Below are 21443 nucleotides of genomic sequence, written 5' to 3'. Positions count from 1 at the left end.
CTTAAAGGTATGATGAGATTACTTCTTAACGTCATCACTAGATTTTGCATCCGTTGCAACCGATGGTGTTTTATCATCCAACCCTAAAATTAAGGGAAGTCCATTATCTCCCTTACCGATAACAACCACTTTAGCATTATCTGACTTGGCTAAGTCCAATGTTGCTTGAATGCCGTGCCACTCTAAAATTTGTTGATTGAGCGTTTCTGAAACAATTTTCTGGAAATCACGCATTCCTGTTGCTTCAATACGTTTCCGTTCTGCCTCTTGCTCTTCACGTTTTAAAATAAAATCGTAAGCAAGATATTGTTGCTCATTGACTAATTTAGCATCAACAGCCGATTTGACTGCTGGCGGCAAGGCAACAGTTCTAATAATAATTTCGTCAATAATGACAAATTTTTGCCCAACTTCTTCAATGGCTTGCGCTATAATCTCATTCAAAACGCCTGCTTTATTGGTATAAACATCTTCAGGGGTTAATTTACCAATGCGTTTACGCAACACAGATTCAATTTGAGGCAGAATAATTTTATTTGGATAATCAGGACCCACTTCTTTGTGTAAAACACCAATTAATTCATAAATAGGACGAAAACGAATAGCAAGGCGTAAAGTAATTGGTAAACCACGATTTGTTAATACTTCAAAATCATGTAAAAGAATCTGTACACGCACATTATAAATAGTCATGGTATTAAAAGGATTAATAACTTGTAACCCTTCAGGATACACATAGTTTGTAACAGTGCCAGACGTAAACAAGCGATATAAAACCCCCGCCTCTCCAGAATGGACAACCACAAAAATACGCGTCCAAACAAGGACGATTAAACCAATTATAACCAAGGGAAAAACTATAAAATATAATATATTATCATATACCCAATCAGCCAATCTCGTTATAAAACGGCGAGAGGGTTTTGGGGACGCAACAATTGTTTGTTCTATCACTGTGGAGTCATTATTGACTGATAAGGTATCAGTTGTCATATTCCATCCTAATCAAAAACGCCATTCGCTCGTTCATATATGAATTCATTGGTTAATATAAAACTTGGATGTGACTTATCCAGTTTGATAGTTACAAACTACGCGTTAATATGTCAGATTTGGACGACTACTTTAAATTAAGAATAAACTATTTCATAGCTGATTTTATTTCAACTGTGGGTAATTCGACCATTTTATAATATTATTATTCAATAAGTCATTCGAAAATTACTAATAAAAGCATAGACACCCAAAAAAGATAGGTTTATTATAAATAATATCTAACCAAGATGCGAAGACTTTAACATTATGCACAGTATTACTCTTATCTATATTTTAGTTTGCATGGTCATTGGAATCATTGGCAGAAGGCGTAAACTGGGTTTCTGGGGTTATTTTTTTGGTAGTATTTTGTTATCCCCCTTATTGGGTGTACTTCTTTTATTTGCCTCTGATAGTAAGAAAGTTGCTTAAACATACTGAATGGTATTTCATACTAAAAAAAATCAATTTTTTTAGTATATTGTGTAGCTGTGTTTATAATGTCATTAAATGTTCGCTTTTATATTTTTGTTGTCTTAAAGTATGCGCACTATAATTTGTAATATACAGATAGTATTGTAAATATTAAGCTGATACAACTGTGTATTTTGTTATGAGATTATTTATCGTATTTTTAATATAAAACGTTTATAGGTAGGGTATTTTTATAAAATATGTCAATGTACAATTTTCTTTATTAAATGAATTTTTCGCTCGTTAATTCTTATTTTTTATGAAACCATAAGCTGTTTTGAGGTTTTCCCCCAACATGCAGAATGAGAAAGCTCTGAAAACAAGGATTTAAATATACTAAGGGATTTATAGCAGTTCTAGCATATAAATAGGCTGTATTATGAACTGGTTAAAAACGTTTATGAGGAGGCGTTCCTCTCCTCTGTCTTATGACATCAACTCAATAAGTGGAGAAAAACAGATGACAAGCACTGCAACACAAGAAGAAGTAATCGTTGCCCCTTCAACAGTTTTAGAAAAAACAGAACAAGCTAACTTATTGGTACGTAATTATGCACTAGGCAGTGCTGTTGTTGGCATTGTACCTTTACCTTTAGTTGATATTGCTGGTATTACGGCCGTTCAGTTAAAGATGTTACATGGTTTAGCGGGTATTTATGAAGTCGAATTTACACAAGAGATTGCCCGCTCAGCAGTAAGCAGCCTGTTAGGTGGTTTAACCTCTGTTTATTTAGCCCCCTCAATTGCCCTCAGTGTTGCTAAATTCATCCCTATAGTCGGTCAAGGATTAGCATACGCCACGTTACCTGTTCTGAGTGGTGCAGCTACTTATGCCATTGGTAAGGTATTTATTCAACATTTTGAAGCAGGTGGCACATTCTTAACTTTTGACCCTGCAAAAGTGCGTGATTACTTTGCCCAACAATTTCAAGAAGGCAAATTAGTAGCCAGTAAACAAAAAAAGCAAGACACCGTGTAAAAATACTGTCGTTTCAGTGATTTCTCTAGTGACATAACGCATTTTTTGATTCCAATTTTGTATATAAGCAACTCAGCAAGTATAGGTATATCAACCTGTTGTTGATATACCGCTCCTTTTCGTCTCGCTTTATTTCCTCTTGACTACTATGCACAAATTTCTCAGTTGTCTGCTGTTATTCTTGTTAATAAGCGCGTGTACCTCTCAAGAGGATGATGGAAATTCAGTGTTAGTTGGCGTTTCATGGTCATCTGGACAAACGGATTTCATAGCGGGCGTTATGCTTGCGGTTAATGAGATTAATGCATCAGGGGGAATTTTAGGCGGTAAAAAACTAAAAATTATTGTTGATGAACGAGAGGTTAGTGCTTCTCCTGCGGAATATTCTGCGTTAGCTCGCACAATTGCAGTTGATTTTGCAAGTAAAGGTGTTATTGCTGTTATAGGACATCGATTTTCTGGTCTAGCAATTCCTGCCTCAAATATTTACGAACAAAATAAAATTATTTTTATAGCCCCCACCGCCAGCAATCTGGCATTAACCCGTTTTGGGTTTAAATATGTTTTCCGTTTATTCCCTAATAATGACCAAATGGGGCAACAACTGGCTTTATATGCACGTAAACGTGGCTATGAGAGAGTTGCCTTACTTTATGATCGACGTGATTATTCTCGTGAGTTCTCGGGTGGCTTTGAACGAGCTGCTGCGAACTATGATATGCGTATTACTTTTCGCCAGTCCTTTTTTGCTAATGTAACAGACAGTGATTTGATTCGTATTATTGTTAATCTAAAGAAAAATAAAGATGTAGATGCTATTTTATTGGTTACAACAGATACATTAGCCGCACGGTTGTACGAAAAAGCACGCCAACAAGGAATTCAACAACCGTTTATTGGTAGCGATTCGATGGATTCTGACGTTTTTTGGAAAGTGGTTAGACGTTGGGAAGGCGATTTAGAATCCAAAGATAAAACGGTTGTACCCAGTATCTATAATCATAATAGTTATTTAACACAACAGTTTATTGAAAAATTTGTTGCAACTTATCAACAAACACCTGATAGATTTGCAGCACTAGGCTATGACAGCATTAAGGTTTTAACCCATGCAATTGGGTCTGTTGAATCTATTGAGCCTGTTGATATTGCAGATGGTTTACGTTACTTAATGTCTCCCTGCCAAGGTGCAACGGGTAAACATGCGTATTTTGAAAATGGTGACTTAGACGGTAAACGCTTGTACATGAAGTTCGTATATAAAGATGACTTTCAATATGTTGCGCCATTTAATATTACCAGTTTTTCTGCTATGCAACATTACATGAATGCACAAGCAGGTGAATGTGCCAATTTGGATAAAGATAGTGATGGTATCCTCGATTATTTAGATGCCTGCCCAAATAACTCCGCATTAGAAATTAGTAAGGGCGTTTATCCTGATGGTGAGAAAAGAGGCTGTCCTCTTGATACTGACGCAGATAAAGTACCTGACTTTGAAGATATGTGTCCACAAGATACACCTGAAACAGTTGCACAAGGTGTTGGTTTAGACGGATGTTTACCCCCACCACCATTGCCTGAAATAACAGAAGAAACCGCTTCACCAACAACAACAACACCAGAAATAACGCTTGAACCCGCAGATGCTGATAAAGATGGTATCAATGATGTTGATGATAAGTGTGTAAATACCTCTTCAGGTTCAGTTGTCAATGCTGAAGGATGTTCTGCCGAACAACAAATTAATCCTGCTGTTGTGCAAACTACGGATACAGATATGGATGGTGTACTCGATGGAACCGACCAATGTGCTGAAACACCTGCGAATATTGTTGTGAATGAGCAGGGATGTCCTGAACAAAAAACTGAGAAGCTAGTATTAGCAGGTAACAAATATCTTAAAACAAGTGTACGACAACCAACGGCTACGGCTTATAAAGAAGCTATCCAGTTTGTACAACAATGGTCACCTGATTTAATTCAACTTATTGAAGTAGTTAGCTATACAGACCCAAAAGGTAATGCACTTACCAATCAACGTCTATCAGAAGAACGTGCAAAACAAGTTGCTGAGAATCTGATTGGGGCAGGATTGCCACCCGAAAAGGTGCGATTTGTTGGCAAGGGACAAGAGAACAGTGCAGATACCACTATCACAACGCGACGTTTAGAAATTACGCTGGAACGGTTTGTTGCTAAGTAGTGGTTTCATCTTTTGTAGAAACCTATTTTGAATGCCCAATACTCAACATCATGATTAACAGTAAAGGACATGGATTAAAGAGAATGCTTCCCGTTATATGGGGGACTTTTTCTTATCCTTACTGCATTAGCACTATCTCACTTTTTCAAACAATTAAATTTTCACGTGAACAAGACAAGATTGGATAACGTTTTTTGTGAGGAGAACCATTAAATGCTACACCTTGCGTTAATAGGGGGTAGTTTGTTATACGCAGGCTACAAATCCTACAAAGAGCGTACCGACAAACGAAAAACCGCCATAACGGTTATTGACCCGACAGATAACACCCCTGAACAATCGTTAGCTACGACAGAATCCGTTTTAGATGAAGAGTTAAAAGATGCGAAGCATTATTTAACCGTCTCAACAGGAGCATTAGGATTATCCGTATTGGGTACAGTTTACCCTGTGTTGAATGCTGTTGTTGTCCCTCTTGTGTTATATACAACGGTTCCCCTGTTTCAAGCAGCACTCAAAGGCCTGTTTGAAGAACATCGGCTACGGGCGAGCGTTGTTGATTCTATCGCCGTGATTGGCACACTAAGTACACGATATTATGTTGCTAGTTCATTGGCAGTTTCTCTATTTTTTTTAGCCCAACGCTTGTTATTGGCAACAGAGGATAATTCTAAAAAACAATTAATTAGCGTTTTTGGACAACAACCGCGCTCCGTCTGGTTATTACGTGAGGCAGTAGAAGTAGAAATTCCCTTCGAGTCTTTGCGAATAGGCGATGTTATTGTTTTAAACGCGGGTGAGATGATTCCTATTGATGGCTACATCACTGAAGGTATTGCCTCTATTGACCAACATGCACTAACAGGCGAAGCCCAACCCGTTGAACGTACTGTAGGGGATGCAGTAATGGCTGCAACACTGGTTGTTGCAGGCAAAATTTGTGTGATGGTGGAAAAAGCGGGACAACAAACAGTAGCTGCACAAATTGGCGAAGTACTAAAACGAACAGCTAATTACCGCACATCACTAGAGTTTAAAAGCACACTCTTAGCTGATCAGATGGCATTACCCACCCTCTTTCTGGGAGGGGTAGCGTTTGCCAGTTTAGGCGTTATCAGTGCAACGGCTACAGTAAGTTGTAACTTCTCAGAAATTATTCGGATTTCATCCCCAATAGGCATGTTAAACTTTCTAAAAATCGCGTCAGAACAAGGTATATTGTTTAAAGACGGACGATCATTAGAATTATTACACCAAATAGATACCGTTGTCTTTGATAAAACAGGGACTTTAACACTAGAACAACCACATGTTGGTTTCGTCCATTGTTGGGGGAATGCAACAGAAAATGAAATTTTGCGCTTAGCAGCGGCGGCAGAACATAAGCAAACACATCCTGTTGCTAAGGCAATTTTACAAGCAGCACATGATAGAGACTTAACCCTCCCCCCCATTGATAATGCGCGTTATGACATAGGCTATGGAATTAAAGTCAATATTGCACATCGTTGCGTGCGAGTTGGCAGCAGTCGGTTTATATCAAATGAAGGACTTATCTTAACAACGGAAATGGAAGCCGCTCAACATCATTGTCATGACAATGGTTATTCATTGGTTTATGTTGCAGTTGACGACTCCGTCATCGGTACAATAGAACTACACGCAACCCTGCGACCAGAAATAAAAACCGTTATTCAAGGGTTAAAGAAACGAGGTTTACAGTTATATATTCTATCGGGTGATCATGAAAAGCCCACGCAAAAACTAGCCCAAGAAGTCGGGATAACCAACTATTTTGCTAATACCCTACCTGAAGGCAAAGCACAGTTAATTGAACATTTACAAGCAACTGGAAAATCAGTATGTTTTATTGGCGATGGGATTAATGACGTAATAGCCTTGAAAAAAGCGACCGTTTCCATTTCTTTAAAAGGGGCAACGAGCATCGCAACCGATACGGCGGGTATTGTGTTGATGAACCAAAATTTAAGCCAATTATGTTATTTATTTGAACTATCTGATGGTTTAAATAAAAACATGCAAAATAGCTTTGCGGCGGCGTTGATTCCCGGGGCGGTTGGGTTAGGCGGTGTATTCTTGTTCCATTTTGGCATTTATAGCACAATTTTATTATATATTAGTAGTATGGCGGCAGGTGGGGCGAATGCTATGCTACCATTGCTAACATATAAAGACAAAGACGCTACGCTTGATGATTGATTATAAAAAATAATGTGCAATAACAATAATTGACGTAAAAATAAATACAACCAGTGGCATTTTTATCAAAGTCTTAAAAAACTTCCTGTTTTTAATCTACGCCTGACTAATTATTTGCAATAAATACGAGCCTATATGCTCTATGGGCAATACCTTGTCCACTTTTGTAGCGGCAATTGCTGCTTGTGGCATGGCTTTAGCCTCAGCCGTTTCAGGTGATTGGACAATAACATACCCCCCCATATTCTTGATTTTTCTCACGCCAAGACTGCCATCACTATTCGCACCCGTCAAAATAATACCAATTAATCTATCCCGATATGCATAAGACGCAGTTTCAAATAAAACATCTACTGACGGACGGGAAAAATTAACAGGTGAATCAATACTTAATGACAAAGTTTTATTTTCTTCTACAAGTAAATGATAATTAGGCGGTGCGATATAAATAACACCACTCATGATAGTTTCTTTTTCATCCGCTTGTTTTACCCGCAACGAGGTGCAATTACTGAGAATATTAACGATATAACTATCTGATTCAGGATGTAAATGCTGGACTATAAGAATAGGAAGAGAAAAATTACTAGGCAACACTCTAAGTACCGCAGAAAGTGCTTTAATCCCACCTGCGGAAGAGCCGATGACAACAGCTTGAAATCGGGGTTTATCTATTTTATGGATGCGATTTATCATTATTTATAAATTATTTTTTAGGTAAATTTTTTCTTCTTTAACAATATCATCAAACGCATTCGTATAAGCGGATAAACGAATCGTTTCTTTTGAACCTAAACATAAAACGCCCCCTGCACATAAACTTTCATGAAAAAGCCGAAAAACTCGATTTTGCAAATCACGGTCAAAATAAATCATTACATTACGACACATAATTAAATTCATTTCACCAAAAACACCATCTGTTGCCAAATTATGGTCTGAAAATAAAATATTTTCTTTTAGGCTCTTATCCATCACAACATGATCATAGTGTGCTGCATAATAATCTGAAAAAGATTCTGTTCCCCCCGCTTTTTGATAATTTGCCGTATATTGCTTTAAACGACTCATGGAAAAGATGCCTTGTTTGGCTTGGCGTAACACAACTTCATTCATATCTGTTGCATAGATTTGGGTACGTTCATATAGACCTTCTTCTTTTAACAGAATCGCCATTGAATAAACTTCTTCTCCCGTTGAACAACCCGCGTGCCAAATTTTAAGAAACGGAAATTTTTGTAAGTGTGGAATAACATTTTTACGAATAGCTTGATAAAAATCAGGATCACGAAACATTTCTGTCACGTTGATTGATAAATCTAGCAGTAAATTACTAAAAAAATCTTCATCGTATAGCAAACGATGTTGCATAGCAGAGATACTGGAAAGTTTATCTTTAAGTAAACGATGTTCGATACGCCGTTTTAAAGAAGCTTTGGCATAATTACGAAAATCATAACCATACTTTAAATAGATAGCTTGTAAAAGTAGTTGTATTTCAATATTTTGAATATCAATATCATCCATTTTTTTATTACCTCACTTTCCTAAAAATTCATTTTACACTTGCATCATGCCATAATTCTTTGGCAAAAAATCTGGATTAACAATATAGTGGTTAATAAATTGTTTGGAAAGACAATATTATCGTTTAAAAAAGATTAGAAAAAATGGCGGGTGATTTTGAGCGAATTATTTTAGTCGAAAATAAATAAAGTTGATTCTTACACAATACGGAAAGCGTTTTAGCAAGGCTAGAATCAACCGTTTTATCATGGTGATTTTTGCACATACAATAAAGGGTAAATCAATTTAGTTGCATCAAATAAGTAAGAACAAATGAAACAGGGGACGTTTTTTCATCCTGTATTTTTCTCACGACAATAACTTAATCAAGTAGTTGATTAATAATTTATTCAGCACCAATCAAATTTACCCTTATTGTTTAGCATCAAGAGGATTTAAGCGATAAATAGCTTTTGCATTTTTTCTGTGGTCGGTTTTTCTACCGCCCCTTTTTCTGTCACAATCACATCAATCAATTCCGCCGGTGTAACATCAAAAACAGGATTCCATGCCTGCGCACCAGTTGCCGCAATAGCTTGTCCATTCATCATTAAAACTTCTGCCTGTGAACGGGATTCAATCACAATTTGGCTACCATCGCTAAGTTGCGCATCTAACGTAGAACTGGGTGCAACTACCATAAATTTTACACCGTGATAACGTGCTAACACAGCTAAACTATACGTTCCAATTTTATTAGCAACATCACCATTAGCAGTAATTCTATCCGCCCCCACAATCACCCAAGATATATTACCTTGACGCATTAATGTAGCCGCAGCTCCTTCAACAATCAGCGTAACAGGAATATTATCTTGTACCAATTCCCAAGCGGTTAGTCGCGCACCTTGTAGCCAAGGACGAGTTTCATCCGCATAAACATGCGTAATTTTTCCACCCGCATAGCCATTACGAATAACACCTAACGCCGTTCCATATCCACCCGTCGCCAATGACCCCGTATTACAATGCGTTAATACACAACTTTTTTCTGGTAAAAAACCTGCCCCCAATTCCCCCATAAAATAGTTTGCGGCAATATCTTCTGCTTGAATTTTCTGCGCAGCCGCCAGTAAAACAGATTCAGGATTACCTGTTATTTGCGAAAATAAGGCTTGCATCCGTTGTAATGCCCAGCACAAATTAACGGCGGTAGGACGCGAATTTGCGAGAATCTCCATGTCTTTTGCAATTGTTACCATCCAATTATCAGGAGATTGCTGATAAGCGGCACGGGCGGCCAATACAACACCATAAGCTGCCGTAATCCCAATAGCAGGCGCACCACGAACAACCATATCATGGATTGCTTTTGCCGTATCTTGTGCATTATCTAGGGAAATTAATTGATGTTCTTGAGGGAGTTTTCGTTGGTCAATTAGATATAACTGGTTGTCCTGCCAAATCACGGCGCGGAGCGTATCGTAATGTTGAGTCATAGCGGTGTGTCGTGTGGTGAGTTGAAGAAAATACACGCTACTTTAGCAAAAACGAGCGTAAATAGAATGACAATGAGAGGGTATTACACAAAACACAAATGACGGGCATTATCGTTCCCAATTCTTTACAAAAATTAAGAACGATAATGAATGATTTATTGATTAGCTGGTGGTGCGGGAGGCGTTGCAGGCTGCGTTGCTTCTACAGGTGGTGTAACCTGAGTCGCAGGTGCTGCTGGGGTTGTGGTCACTTCAACGGCTGGCGCAACGGGTGTGCCTGTAGGCGTGGTTGTTACCTCAATATTTGGGGTTACGGCTGTACTGCCAGCGGGTTGTGGCGGTAAATCACCCCCAACAGGAACAGTAATCGTGTTACTGGTAGGACTAGGCACACCAACAGGCGCAACAGGTTGAATCATCTCCGTCACACTTTGATTTTTTGTCTTGTCATGGCTCACAACATAAACTAAAACCAAACTTAAAACGAAAAAGGCAGTTGCTAACCCAGCGGTTAAGCGGGTTAAAAACGAACCTGAGCCTTGGCTACCAAAAACAGTAGAGGATGCACCGCTCCCAAACGCCGCGCCTGCATCTGCACCCTTACCATGTTGAATTAACACTAAACCAATTAAACCAAGACAAACAAAAACATAGAGAACAATTAATACAGCGTGCATAATCGTGGATACCTAAACTGAGTGAGCCGCTTGGCATATTGCAAGAAAATCATCTGCTTTTAAAGATGCGCCACCAATTAAACCGCCATCAATATCAGGCATGGCAAATAATTCAGTGGCATTGTTTGCTTTAACACTACCGCCATATAAAATTTGGACTGTTTGCGCAACCGCTGTACCTTGTGGTTGTTTAGCAAGATGTTGACGAATGAACGTATGAACGGCTTGTGCTTGTTCAGCACTTGCAGTTTTTCCTGTTCCAATCGCCCACACAGGCTCATAAGCAATCACGGATTTGCTAAACGCACCAACACCCGCAACAGTAAGAACTGCATTCAGTTGACGTTCAACAACTTTTTCTGTATCCCCAGATTCCCGTTCGGTTAAAGATTCACCAACGCATAAAATGGGAATAAGCCCTGCCCGTTGTGCAACCACAAATTTTTCTGCAACACCCTCATCAGTTTCTGCGTATAACGTGCGTCGTTCAGAATGACCAACTAATACATAAGTACACGCTAAATCAACCAACATAGCGGCAGACACTTCGCCCGTAAACGCGCCATCTGATTCGTGAGAGACATTTTGCGCGCCATAACGAATAGCCGTATTTTTTAACAGTTCTTTAACTTGCAAAAGATAAGGAAAGGGTGGACAAACAGCGATTTCTGCTTGAATATGAGTAACACCTTGCTTGAGATTCTCCAACAATTGCTGATTAGCCTGCATTGAACCATTCATTTTCCAGTTACCAGCTACCAGTTTTTGTCGCATTCCCCAAGCCCTCATATTATTGAAGCGGTTTATTGAAGTGAATCGGGAATCGTACCCATTTTTACTAGAAAAAGCAATGTTTCTACCGCGCGCAAAATCGCTGTTTCTTAGCCATTAAACAGACAGTCGTTTGTTTCGCCATTGCAGCCCTAAGCCCAGTAATAAACAACAACTCACAAAGATAACAATCAAACTATCCCCCCAACGGACATAAGGCGTTATCCCCTGATAAGCACGCACTTCTGCACGAAGCACATAGATTTTAAATTGAGGTGCTATTGCCGTTACTTTACCTTGAGGGTCAATAACAGCCGTCATACCTGTATTGGTTGCCCGCAACAAATACCGCCCAGCCTCTAATGCACGCATTCTGGCAATTTCCAAATGTTGATGCGGCGCGATAGAATCCCCAAACCATGCATCATTACTCACATTAACCAATAAAGTCGCTTCAGGTAATCCTGTTCGTACCCGCTCCCCAAACACATCCTCATAACAAATAGATATCCCAATGGATTGTTGTACAGCAGATAAATTCTTTTGATAAGCCTCACCTGCGGAAAACTCAGATAATGGTGCGTTTAAAAAGTCCAAAATTACACCAATAAAACGACTGAGTGGAATATATTCCCCAAAAGGGACAAGATGATGTTTATGATAAAACTGCACAGTAGCAGCACTAACATTCGTCACACTATTAAAATAACGTCCATCTGCTGTGGAATAAGGCACACCAACAATAAAATCTACCTGATGCGCATTGTGCTGCGTTTTCATCCAATCGAATAACGGTTGCATGTGTTCATAAAACCAAGGAATTGCTGTTTCAGGCCAAATGATTAAATTCGCATCCAAATTTTGCTGGCTCAATTCGGCATACCGACGCACACTTTCCTCACGTTTACCCTCTAACCACTTAAACTCCTGAGGAATATTCCCCTGAATTAAAGCAACTTTAATCGGATTATCAATGGCATGTGTCCACGTTTGCTGCGTTAAAAACCACGCACCGACCCACATAACAACCAATACAGTCACCGTAACTAAACGCCAACGCTGAAATAATCCCGTTGCAAGCAACAAACTTGCAGACAACATAACGACGAAACTCACCCCATAAACACCCAATAATGGCGCAAATCCACTTAAGGGCGAATCTATCTGACTATACCCAATACTTAACCAAGGAAAACCAGATAAAAACCAACTTCTTACCCACTCTAAAAAGACCCAACTAGCGGGCAAAATAAATACCCACTTAAAATAACTATCCTGCGGAAAAAATCGCGTGATAAACAAACCTAATCCCGCTGGAAACAACGACAACACAACAACAAAGCCCCCTGTAAGCAATAACGCTGCAAACAAAGGCATCCCACCAAAACTATAAAAACTCACATTAACCCACGAAACACCCACACCAAACAGACCAATACCATATAAAAACCCCCGCCAACCCGCCCGTTTAGGCGATACGGCTTGCCAGACACACAACAAAATAAAAGGCGATAAAATAGCCAATGGATACCATGAAAATGGCGCGAAGGCGAGAGGCAACAAAGCCCCTGCAAATAAAGCGAGAAAATCGCCGAAATAACGTGATGTCAACATAAAGTGAATAATGGGCTATTTAAGAAAGTGTGGTTATTATAAGGGATATTCATGGAATTCTTATTGCGAACTACATAGAGAAAAAGCGTATGAACGTATGGCTCATTCAACATGAAAGCATTTTACGCCTGAGTTGTTTTTTAAGTATTTTCGCCTGCATGACAATATGGGAAAGCCTTGCACCCTATCGTGTTTTATCCGCCTCCAAACCTATTCGTTGGTTAAATAATATCGCCCTAGTCTTACTCAATACGCTATTACTACGCTTACTTTTACCACTTACTGCGGTTAATTTAGCGTTACTAATAGAAACCCAAAAATGGGGGCTACTACAACAACTCACGCTTCCCATAGGACTTATGACGATTATCGCACTCATTTTGTTAGATTTAGCCATTTACTGGCAACACCGCCTATTCCATCAAATCCCCCTCCTTTGGCGATTACACCGTATGCACCATGCAGATATTGATATAGATGTAACAACAGGTACACGTTTTCATCCCGTAGAAATTATCTTGTCCATGCTAATTAAATTTCTCATCATTTTAATTTTCGGCATCCCCGCGATTGCAGTGTTACTGTTTGAAGTTATTTTGAACGGCATGGCAATGTTTAACCACAGCAATATCAAACTTAATAAAACAGGGGACAAACACTTACGCCTGCTATTCGTCACACCCGATATGCACCGCGTACACCACTCAATCAATGAAATAGAAATGAATCGAAATTTTGGATTTAACTTAGCGATATGGGACAGGATTTTTAACAGCTATCAAGCCCAACCAACAGCGGGACATCAAGGAATGACGATAGGATTGGATAAATTTAGAGAGGCGAAGTATTTAACCTTGCCTTATTTGTTGTGGTTGCCGATAGAACCAATAAATCAGAAAACACTTGATTAAGTATAGTAACCGTACTATAAAAAGATTAAATATAATGATATGAAATAAAGCGCATCGATAGAACAATGTTGTCGTTTACGAAGAGCTTTCACCTGAGTTCATTTATGTTCAATGGGATTTAAATCGGGCGAATAAGGGGGTAGCCCAGCCGTATGAATGTCGCTTCGTTTATGAGAAGTCGCATTATCTATCACAATGACAGAATTCTGGGGGAGTTTAGGGAGTAATTCTTGGGTTATCCAAGCAAACATCGGAATTAATCGCCCCAGAAACTAAAGAGACCGTTAATAAACAAAAATTGAGCAAAGCCCCGATGACAGGAGTGCGTTCTTTAGCATTCCAATGATGTGGGTAGTGCTAAACAGGTAAGGTTGTTAGGAAATAAAGAACATCCCTGAAAAAGAGAATGCAAAATGCCAGATTGTCCCGAATGTCAAAGTCATCATGTGATTAAGAATGGAAAAACACATTTTGGCAAACAAAACTACAAATGTCGTGGGTGTGGTCGCCAATTTGTAGAAAATGCCAACCCAAAGCGAATCAGCCAAGAGACTTGGGAACAGGTAGAGCGATTGTTAAAAGAAAAACTCTCCCTTGCAGGCATCTCACGAGTGACAGGCATTTCAGGGACATGGCTACAACGTTATGTGAACCGATTATATGAAAAGCAAAAGCTAGAACCGATGGTTAAAAAAAAGGCGCGTTGCAATTAGAGTGCGATGAGATGTGGTCATTCGTGGGTAAGCGTCGTGAATTAGATAAAGAAACAAGAGAAGTGGTGGGGTTTGCGGTTGGAAAACGAGATAAGAGTGGAGCGTCAGCATTATGGGAATCCCTTCCAGGCGTTTATCGTCAATGTGCAGTGTGAGGCGTATAAAGGGGTATTACCCAGTAAACGTCACCGAGCGGTAGGGAAGGAGACAGGTTTAACTAATCATATAGAACGATTTAATAACACATTGAGACAGCGAGTCAGTCGCTTAGTTCGCAAAACGTTATCCTTCTCTAAGAAATTGCAAAATCACGTGGGAGCTATCATTTTTTTCATTAATCATTACAACTTATCCTTACTTGTTTAGCACTACCAATCTTTTTATAGTACGGTTACTATATTTTTAAAACTTGGGCAATTCTGCAAATTCTGATTTAGACAAATGAATTACAAACGATAAAAATAAATTATGAACAAGCGCAGAATCACTTATTGATATTCCATCCTTATGGTTTTTACCGTATATTAATAGGTCTAAATGATAAGTCCGAAGTGACCAACCACTATTTTATAGTGATAATAAAGAGTTATCATTTATCCGTTACACGGAAGGTAGGCAAAATACACAATTACATTAGCCATAATAAAAAATCGTTGTTTTTAAGTGTCGTCGTTACACCGAAAAACAGCGAAACTACCTAGATTCACAAAGGAGACTCCTCATGCTAACCCTTACACAACACCGCATTATATCTTAAGGTTTTTGTGTATTCCCCCCTTATGTAGCCTCACAAAAATACCTGTATTGCTCTGTAATCTTAGGCAAATCAATTAAAAATGCGTAAACAGGTGTATTTGTGCATTTCTTGGAGAGTGGAGATGAATATTACTGAAAAACAAACTGAATACTGGCACAAAAATCTGCTATGGACAGGCATCTTATTGTTAATATGGTTTATTGCCACGTTTATCGTTATTTTCTTTGCTAAGGATTTAAATAGACTTACCTTTTTTAATTTTCCCGTTGGCTTTTATATGACTGCCCAAGGCTCCCTGTTTCTCTATGTCTTGATAATTTGGTTTTATGCTTGGAAGATGAATAAGCTAGATAATCAATATGATGTGGCGGAGTAACTCATGAAAAATGCGAGCTTTGCGGCACAATTAACACGCTATTACGCCTTTTATACAGGCGGTTTTATCTTATTCGTTATCGCACTTGCAATTGCCGAACGATACGGCATGTCAAACCTCTATATTGGTTACACTTTTATGGGGGCTACGATTCTTTTATATGCGGGCATTGGCATTATGAGCCGCACGGCTAATGTTGCCGAATTTTATGTTGCTGGGCGAAAAGTACCCGCTATTTTTAATGGCATGGCAACCGCTTCAGATTGGATGAGTGCGGCTTCTTTTATTGGGTTAGCAGGAACACTGTACTTAACAGGATTTGATGGAAACGCTTTTTTATTAGGTTGGACAGGGGGTTATGTTCTAGTTGCCTTATTTTTAGCTCCTTATTTGCGTAAATTTGGACAGTTTACAATTCCTGACTTTTTGAGTGCGCGTTATGGTGGCAACATCGCACGTTCTATCGGTGTTTTTGCCGCTATTTTAACGTCTTTTATCTACGTAGTTGCGCAGATTTATGGGGTTGGCTTAATTACCGCCCGATTATTACAAATTACATTTGAAGTTGGTGTTTTTGTGGGCTTAGCGGGTATTCTGGTTTGTTCTTTTCTGGGCGGGATGCGAGCGGTCACTTGGACACAGGTTGCACAATTTATTATTTTGATTCTGGCTTACATGATACCTGTCGTCATTCTTGCCTATCATCATACGGGGATTCCTATCCCCCAAGCTGTTTATGGTACGGTTTTAGAAAAAGTTTCTGTCCGAGAAAAAGAATTAATCATGGATGATAAAGAACAAGAAGCCCGTTCTTTATTTAAGAAACAGCAAGAAGAGGCGGAAGCTAATCTACGGGGTTTTCCCAGCTCATACCTGTCAGCTAAGCAAAAGTTAGAACAAGAATTAGTCCGTTTACAAAATCCACGTGGTACAACAACCGAGATTCAAATTGCAGAAGAACGTATCCGCATTTTACAAAATAAACCCGATACTCCCCCCTCAGTAATTCAATCAGCAGAACAACGCCTTGCAAGTTTACAAGCCGTAGCAGGAACAGAAAAGCAAGTTGAAGAAGTGACAGCAAAACTCGCTAGCTATCCGAAAAGTCCTGAAGAGGCTAAAGCTCTTTGGACACAACAAGCCACAGAAGGCAAGGCAGGCGCAGCTCCTATTCGTCCTCATGCAGAACCTTTTTATGGCACAACGGATAAGGCACGTAATACAGCTAAAATCAATTTTCTCGCACTGGTCTTTTGTTTAATGGTAGGTACAGCGGCGTTACCGCATATTTTGATGCGGTATTACACAACACCAAATGTTCAAGAGGCGCGAAATTCCGTTTTTTGGACATTGTTTTTTATTTTTTTACTTTATGTTACCGCACCTGCTTTAGCTGTCTTGGTAAAGTATGAGATTTATCAAAATGTTATCGGTTCAACGATTGCGGAGTTACCTAACTGGGTTAGTTATTGGAGTAAGGTAGATAACCTTATCCATATTACTGATATTAATAGAGATGGTATATTGCAATTGGCGGAATTTTCTATTGGTGCTGATGTTATTGTATTAGCAACGCCTGAAATTGCGGGTTTGCCCTATGTTATTTCTGGTTTAGTAGCGGCGGGTGGTTTAGCGGCTGCTTTATCAACCGCAGATGGTTTATTGTTGACGATTGCTAACGCGTTGTCTCATGACGTTTATTACAATATGGTCAATCCTAATGCGTCAACCAGTCGCCGTATTTTTGTTTCTAAAGCCTTGTTATTGGTTGTTGCAGGCTTTGCCGCTTATATTGCTTCTTTAAAACCTGCGGGGATTTTATTTATGGTTGCTTGGGCGTTTTCGCTGGCGGCTGCCTCGTTTTTTCCTGCATTAATGCTGGGCATTTTTTGGAAACGGGCGAATAAATATGGGGCTGTTGCGGGTATGTTGGTTGGTTTAGGTCTAACGCTTTATTATTTGATTAGTGTGCGTTTTTATGGAATGCCTTTATGGTATGGCATCAGTGATGCGGCAGCGGGAACGTTTGGTATTCCTGCGGGTATTGTGACGATTATTGTTGTTAGTCTGTTAACGCCAGAACCTGATAAGAAAACTCAAGAATTGGTGGAGCATGTACGTTATCCAAACTTGCGTAATATCGTAACGCAGATTGATTAATAAGAGAAAATGCTAAGAAAAAGGTGCAATAATATTGCACCTTTTGTGCAGTTACTGATTACCATTCAATAGCCGTTTTTAACGTGGAACGGTTTTCTGTTTGAGCAGTTTCATCTGGTTGCGATAATAATAACCGTTTTAATACAGCTTGTTCTTTATTGTTATCCGCTATAAATTTACGGAAATAACTAGGAACACTGATATAAGCCTGTTTTAAACTAACTAAGTTTTCTTGGGATGGGTTCTTGATATAGGCTTGAACAGCCTCTTCACACGTTTCATGCGCAGCTTTCCCCCCGTTTAGTTGACCAATGACATCCACAACTTCAAGCAGAATATCATTGCTTTCCATCACGGCATTTGTTTCTTCATTGAGAGGAAGAAAGCTAATAACTTCATTCTGCCGTAAATACGTTTTTAGCGTACTTACATGATGTGCAACAATCCCTGTTTGCAGTTGTATCCAGATTGTCCCATCACTAAAAACCCATAATGGGGTAGGAATATAATGTTCTTTGTAATTTTGCTTTTCATACACAATGCAGAATGCACCTGTCCGTGCCTGTCCCGTTTCATTTAATACGCCATAAAACCAGTTAAAATTACGTATCCGCTGTATGGGTAGGTCAACACTCTTTTCTTTTCGCCATTCTTGCCATTTCGTTTTTAGCAACTGCAATACTTGCATCATAATGCCCTCTGACTGATGAATCATACCCGTTAGGAAAACGCTAAGAATCTTCCCCAAATATCTTGTGGAATATACGAGATACCTTATCAATATAGCGAATTAATTAAAACAATCAATAAGTAATATACTATATCTTTAATAAGGTTATTATTTTGGGGGATTTATTAGAATTGATATAGTAACCGTGTTTTAAAAAGAGAATAAGGAATGACCTATTCAACAGATTGCCGTAAAAAAGTATTGCTCGTTACCAAGTTTCACTTGGTAATGCCTATTCGCCAAGCTCTGCTTGGCGGGTACTTGAACGCCCCACGCTTAAATCCGCTTGTACTCGGCAAGCGGAGCTTGCAAGGCAGGCATTACCAAGCAGAGCTTGGTAACGAGCAAATTGTTCTATTGATGCGCTCTTTTTACGGATATTCTATTTAATCTTTTTATAGTACTGTTGCTATATTTGTTACTTGCTTTAAATAAACGGTAGTGCCAAACAAATAAGGATTTGTTGTTTTGAATACCCAATCCTAAATAAATAACGGATAGCATTAGTTGACGCGATGGTATCCGTTAATTATTTGAATCTGCTATTTTTCAAAAATTAAATAATAATGAGAGAACACCCAGAAAATGCACTGCTTTAAGGGGCAATTGCTTGCCCCAAGGCATACAAGTAGTCTGTTATAAGAAAGGAACAAGGAGTAAGGCTACAATATTAATGATTTTAATCAATGGATTAATGGCGGGGCCTGCCGTATCTTTGTACGGGTCGCCAACAGTATCGCCCGTTACGGCTGCCTTGTGTGCTTCTGACCCTTTGCCGCCATGATGCCCATCTTCAATGTACTTTTTCGCGTTATCCCATGCACCACCGCCTGTTGTCATAGAAATGGCTACAAATAAGCCTGTTACGATAGTTCCCATTAATAATCCACCTAAGGCTTGCGGTCCTAATAACAGACCTACCAAAATAGGGGCTAAAACGGGTAGTAGGGAGGGAATTATCATTTCTTTAATGGCTGAAGTGGTTAGCATATCCACTGCTTTGGAATAATCAGGTTTTGCCGTTTTTTCCATAATCCCTTTGATGTCGCGGAATTGACGGCGAACTTCGATAACAACGCTACCTGCCGCCCGTCCAACGGCTTCCATAGCCATTGCACCAAACAAGTAAGGAATCATCCCACCAATAAATAAACCGATAATGACTAAAGGATTACTTAAGTCAAAAGTTATATGTTCACCGCCTGCTCCTGCCAATTTATGTTGGAAATCTGCAAACAAGACTAATGAAGCTAAGCCAGCCGAGCCTATGGCGTAACCTTTAGTAACGGCTTTAGTCGTATTGCCAACAGCATCCAATGGGTCGGTAATATTGCGCACTTCTTTGCCCAATTCTGCCATTTCGGCAATTCCACCTGCATTGTCTGTAATAGGTCCATAAGCATCTAGGGCAACAATAATACCTGTCATAGACAGCATGGCCGTTGCGGCAATAGCGATACCAAATAAACCTGCTAACGCATACGCTACAAAAATACTTAAACAAACGGCTAATACGGGAAGTGCTGTAGATTTCATGGAAATCCCCAGTCCCGCAATCATATTGGTTGCATGTCCTGTGGTGGAGGCTTGGGCAATATGTTGCACAGGGGAAAATTCTGTGCCTGTATAATATTCAGTAATCCAGACCATTAAAGCGGTCAGTACTAAACCAACGAGTGACGCAAAATAAAGTTTAATGCCAATATCCCACCCCATAAAAATTAAAGTGATTGGCAAAAAGAGAACCGCAGAAATTCCCGCCGAGGCAATCAATCCGCGATAAAGCGCGTTCATGATTTTCTCGCCGGGACGATTAATCTTAACGAAATAAGTTCCTGCAATAGAAGCCAGAATAGAAATGCCCCCTAAGACTAAAGGGAGAATCATAGACATTAACGCAAGATCAGCAGAGGTACTTGCGTAGGTAATGCCACCAACCAACATCGTTGCTATTAAGGTCACTGCATAGGTTTCAAATAAATCTGCTGCCATGCCTGCGCAATCCCCGACATTATCCCCGACATTATCCGCAATAACGGCTGGATTGCGTGGGTCATCTTCAGGAATGCCCGCTTCAACTTTACCCACTAAATCTGCGCCAACATCTGCGCCTTTTGTAAAAATACCACCGCCTAACCGAGCAAAAATAGAAATCAGTGATGCACCAAATCCTAAGCCTATCAGTGGCGATAAATCTATGGGTTGGTTTGTATCCGTAAGAAAATAGAGGAGGGAAAAATAGAAAACCACGCCTAGCAATCCTAGACCCACTACTAACATGCCTGTAATCGCACCGCCCCGAAACGCCAGTTCTAACGCCGCGTTTAATCCTTCATGAGCCGCTTGTGCTGTACGAACATTTGCCCGCACAGAAACATTCATACCAATATAACCTGTTGCAGCAGATAACAGCGCGCCTAACAAAAAACCAAAGGCGATAAAACCATCTAATAAAACCCATAAAATAAGAAAAATAATTGAACCAACGATGCCTATCGTGGTGTACTGCCGATTTAAATAGGCTTGTGCGCCTTCTTGAATAGCGGTTGCAATTTCTTGCATTCGCTCGTTGCCTGCGGGTTTTGCCAAAATCCACTTGATGGAGACAGCGCCATAAATCAGCGCACCACCCGCGCACAATAGCGCGAATAACAGCCCTAGAATAACCATGCAACACTCTCCTAATTGGTTGGTAAATTTACAAAGAACAACGGCGGCTTGAGAAATAAGTTATTTCGTGTTTATCCTTTAACAAGCCATTTTGGATAAGCTTTATTATTCGTCATTTTGTACAGAAAATAGATAATAACCGCTT

General features: G+C 39.5%; 17 protein-coding genes and 1 pseudogene. 8 read left to right on the top strand and 10 right to left on the bottom strand.

The features are described 5' to 3' along the window. Positions 1–18 precede the first annotated feature (18 nt). The gene (locus AL038_RS02840) at positions 19–993 is read right to left on the bottom strand and encodes a prohibitin family protein (protein ID WP_062148735.1); all 975 of its coding nucleotides are present in this window, start codon (positions 991–993) and stop codon (positions 19–21) included. A 976-nt stretch (positions 994–1969) separates the two neighbouring features. Between AL038_RS02840 and AL038_RS02835 the strand changes: the two genes are divergently transcribed. The 3 genes from AL038_RS02835 to AL038_RS02825 all read left to right on the top strand — a co-directional run bounded on the left by AL038_RS02835 (position 1970) and on the right by AL038_RS02825 (position 6914). Then, a complete protein-coding gene (locus tag AL038_RS02835) occupies positions 1970–2488 on the top strand; it encodes a YcjF family protein (protein ID WP_062148732.1) in 519 nt (172 codons plus the stop codon). Between the two features lie 226 nt (positions 2489–2714). Beyond that, positions 2715–4694: an ABC transporter substrate-binding protein gene (locus tag AL038_RS02830; RefSeq protein WP_062148729.1), complete on the top strand. Its 1980-nt coding sequence runs from the start codon at positions 2715–2717 to the stop codon at positions 4692–4694. A 213-nt stretch (positions 4695–4907) separates the two neighbouring features. After that, positions 4908–6914 carry a heavy metal translocating P-type ATPase gene (locus AL038_RS02825; protein WP_062148725.1) on the top strand — a complete coding sequence of 669 codons (2007 nt, stop codon included), beginning with the start codon at positions 4908–4910 and terminating at the stop codon, positions 6912–6914. A 96-nt stretch (positions 6915–7010) separates the two neighbouring features. Here AL038_RS02825 and AL038_RS02820 read toward each other — a convergent pair whose 3' ends face one another. The 6 genes from AL038_RS02820 to lnt form a co-directional block, all read right to left on the bottom strand. Further along, positions 7011–7610, bottom strand: coding sequence for a chemotaxis protein CheB (locus tag AL038_RS02820; protein WP_062148722.1), 600 nt, complete (start codon positions 7608–7610; stop codon positions 7011–7013). A gap of 3 nt (positions 7611–7613) precedes the next feature. Continuing rightward, positions 7614–8441: a CheR family methyltransferase gene (locus AL038_RS02815; protein WP_062148719.1), complete on the bottom strand. Its 828-nt coding sequence runs from the start codon at positions 8439–8441 to the stop codon at positions 7614–7616. Between the two features lie 434 nt (positions 8442–8875). Then, on the bottom strand, positions 8876–9919 hold the full coding sequence (gene mtnA, locus AL038_RS02810) for an S-methyl-5-thioribose-1-phosphate isomerase (RefSeq protein ID WP_062148716.1): 1044 nt from the start codon (positions 9917–9919) through the stop codon (positions 8876–8878). A 155-nt stretch (positions 9920–10074) separates the two neighbouring features. Next, complete coding sequence (gene secG / locus AL038_RS02805; protein WP_066246086.1) at positions 10075–10596, bottom strand: preprotein translocase subunit SecG; 522 nt, start codon at positions 10594–10596, stop codon at positions 10075–10077. Between the two features lie 12 nt (positions 10597–10608). Further along, complete coding sequence (gene tpiA / locus AL038_RS02800) at positions 10609–11370, bottom strand: triose-phosphate isomerase (protein ID WP_062148713.1); 762 nt, start codon at positions 11368–11370, stop codon at positions 10609–10611. A gap of 114 nt (positions 11371–11484) precedes the next feature. Continuing rightward, positions 11485–12981 carry an apolipoprotein N-acyltransferase gene (gene lnt / locus AL038_RS02795; protein WP_062148710.1) on the bottom strand — a complete coding sequence of 499 codons (1497 nt, stop codon included), beginning with the start codon at positions 12979–12981 and terminating at the stop codon, positions 11485–11487. A 104-nt stretch (positions 12982–13085) separates the two neighbouring features. On the opposite strand from lnt, the gene AL038_RS02790 reads away from it, so the two are divergent. Then, positions 13086–13892 carry a sterol desaturase family protein gene (locus AL038_RS02790; RefSeq protein ID WP_201800157.1) on the top strand — a complete coding sequence of 269 codons (807 nt, stop codon included), beginning with the start codon at positions 13086–13088 and terminating at the stop codon, positions 13890–13892. 98 nt (positions 13893–13990) lie between these two features. Here AL038_RS02790 and AL038_RS18410 read toward each other — a convergent pair whose 3' ends face one another. Continuing rightward, positions 13991–14143 carry a transposase gene (locus AL038_RS18410; RefSeq protein ID WP_236839444.1) on the bottom strand — a complete coding sequence of 51 codons (153 nt, stop codon included), beginning with the start codon at positions 14141–14143 and terminating at the stop codon, positions 13991–13993. A 162-nt stretch (positions 14144–14305) separates the two neighbouring features. Between AL038_RS18410 and AL038_RS02780 the strand changes: the two are divergent. From AL038_RS02780 to AL038_RS02770, 3 genes and pseudogenes are all read left to right on the top strand, one after another. Beyond that, a pseudogene (locus AL038_RS02780) lies at positions 14306–14971 on the top strand (IS1 family transposase). A 512-nt stretch (positions 14972–15483) separates the two neighbouring features. Further along, complete coding sequence (locus AL038_RS02775; protein ID WP_062148701.1) at positions 15484–15738, top strand: DUF4212 domain-containing protein; 255 nt, start codon at positions 15484–15486, stop codon at positions 15736–15738. A 3-nt stretch (positions 15739–15741) separates the two neighbouring features. Next, positions 15742–17898 (top strand): sodium:solute symporter family protein, encoded by a 2157-nt coding sequence (locus tag AL038_RS02770; protein ID WP_062148698.1) that lies wholly within the window; start codon positions 15742–15744, stop codon positions 17896–17898. Positions 17899–17956: 58 nt separating this feature from the next. Here AL038_RS02770 and AL038_RS02765 read toward each other — a convergent pair whose 3' ends face one another. Continuing rightward, positions 17957–18589 carry a DUF7639 domain-containing protein gene (locus tag AL038_RS02765; RefSeq protein ID WP_145917045.1) on the bottom strand — a complete coding sequence of 211 codons (633 nt, stop codon included), beginning with the start codon at positions 18587–18589 and terminating at the stop codon, positions 17957–17959. Positions 18590–18796: 207 nt separating this feature from the next. Between AL038_RS02765 and AL038_RS02760 the strand changes: the two genes are divergently transcribed. Further along, positions 18797–19018 (top strand): hypothetical protein, encoded by a 222-nt coding sequence (locus AL038_RS02760; RefSeq protein ID WP_062148691.1) that lies wholly within the window; start codon positions 18797–18799, stop codon positions 19016–19018. Positions 19019–19264: 246 nt separating this feature from the next. On the opposite strand, the gene AL038_RS02755 is transcribed toward AL038_RS02760, so the two are convergent. Beyond that, positions 19265–21298 (bottom strand): sodium-translocating pyrophosphatase, encoded by a 2034-nt coding sequence (locus AL038_RS02755; RefSeq protein WP_062148678.1) that lies wholly within the window; start codon positions 21296–21298, stop codon positions 19265–19267. Between the last annotated feature and the right edge of the window lie 145 nt (positions 21299–21443).

The organism is Beggiatoa leptomitoformis, assembly GCF_001305575.3.
GTDB lineage: Bacteria > Pseudomonadota > Gammaproteobacteria > Beggiatoales > Beggiatoaceae > Beggiatoa > Beggiatoa leptomitoformis.
Note: the sequence above shows the minus strand (reverse complement) of the source record. Positions and strands in the feature narration are given on the sequence as shown.